This window comes from Rhodococcus baikonurensis (genome assembly GCF_040489275.1).
Lineage (GTDB): Bacteria > Actinomycetota > Actinomycetes > Mycobacteriales > Mycobacteriaceae > Rhodococcus_F > Rhodococcus_F baikonurensis.
Genome location: NZ_JBEUOQ010000068.1, coordinates 1 through 1,412, shown reverse-complemented (window position 1 = coordinate 1,412; position 1,412 = coordinate 1). Strand labels below are relative to the sequence as shown.

Below are 1,412 nucleotides of genomic sequence, written 5' to 3'. Positions count from 1 at the left end.
GGACGCAACATTCGAGGTCAGGAGGGTGTTGTGGGTCGTCCATCGGATTGGGTGCGGGAAGTAACGGGCAGGGCTCCGATGAGGTCACCGGGAGCGCCGGGCCATCCACGGTCGAAGGAACGAGATTTTTGGGAGCAGATCAGTACTGGCAAGCTTCCTCGCGAGGCAGCTGACGCTGTCGGCGTGGGACAGCCTGCGGGCCAGCGGTGGTTCCGGCACGCTGGCGGGATGACGCCGTACTCGTGGCCCGCGCCGGCAGGCAGGTACCTCTCTTTGGCAGAGCGTGAGGAAATCGCGATCCTGCACGCCACAGGCCATGGGGTGCGCTCGATAGCGGGTGCCATCGGGAGGAGCCCGTCGACGATCTCGCGGGAGTTGCGGCGTAACGCTGCCACGCGTGGCGGCACGCTCGAGTACCGCGCCAGCGTGGCGCACTGGAAAGCCGAGTTGTTTGCTCGTCGCCCGAAGACCGCCAAGCTCGCGGCAAACGATCGGTTACGGCACTACGTCGAGGACCGACTCTCAGGCCAGATCACCAAGCCGGGCGGCGATGCTGTCGCCGGACCGCTCGAACGGCAATGGAAGGGCTTGAACAAGCCGCATCGGCAGGACCGCCGATGGGTGAAAGCGTGGAGCCCTGAGCAGATTTCGCACCGGCTACCGATCGATTTCCCGGATGATGAGTCCATGCGGATCAGCCACGAAGCCATCTACCAGTCCCTGTTCATCGAGGGTCGCAGTGCGCTGCGCCGCGAACTCATCTTGTGCCTGCGCACCGGCCGCGCTCTTCGGATGCCACGCGCGAGAGCGAAACGCGTTGCCTGGGCCCATGTGACACCGGACGTACTCATCAGCGAGCGTCCCGAAGAAGCCGACGACCGTGCGATCCCCGGGCACCACGAAGGTGATCTCATCATCGGCACGGACAGGTCCGCGATCGGCACCATCGTCGAGCGCACAACCGGATACACCACCCTCGTGCACCTGCCTCGGGAACAAGGGTGGCGACAGCAACCGATCACCAAGAACGGGCCGGCACTGTCGGGATACGGAGCGGTGTCGATGAACAGAGCGTTGGCACAGGCACTGGCGTCGATGCCCACCGAACTCAAACGCTCGCTGACCTGGGACCGAGGAAAGGAAATGTCCGCACACGCCCAGTTCACCATCGACACCGGGCTGAAGGTGTACTTCGCCGATCCACACAGCCCATGGCAACGAGGTACCAACGAGAATGCGAATGGACTACTGCGCCAATACTTTCCGAAGGGAACTGATCTCTCGCGATGGAGCCCAGACGATCTCGCGGCAGTCGCACACGCTCTCAACACGCGACCACGGAAACGACTCCAATGGCGAACCCCCGCTGAAGCTTGGGACGAACACCTACGATCAATTCAACAGCAACGTGT

At 63.3% G+C, this 1,412-nt stretch carries 1 protein-coding gene; it reads left to right on the top strand.

Annotated features, from left to right (window positions below):
* Positions 1-78 precede the first annotated feature (78 nt).
* Positions 79-1,412 (top strand): IS30 family transposase (locus tag ABWI03_RS34150; protein ID WP_352102051.1); only part of this gene is annotated, 1,334 nt, incomplete at its 3' end.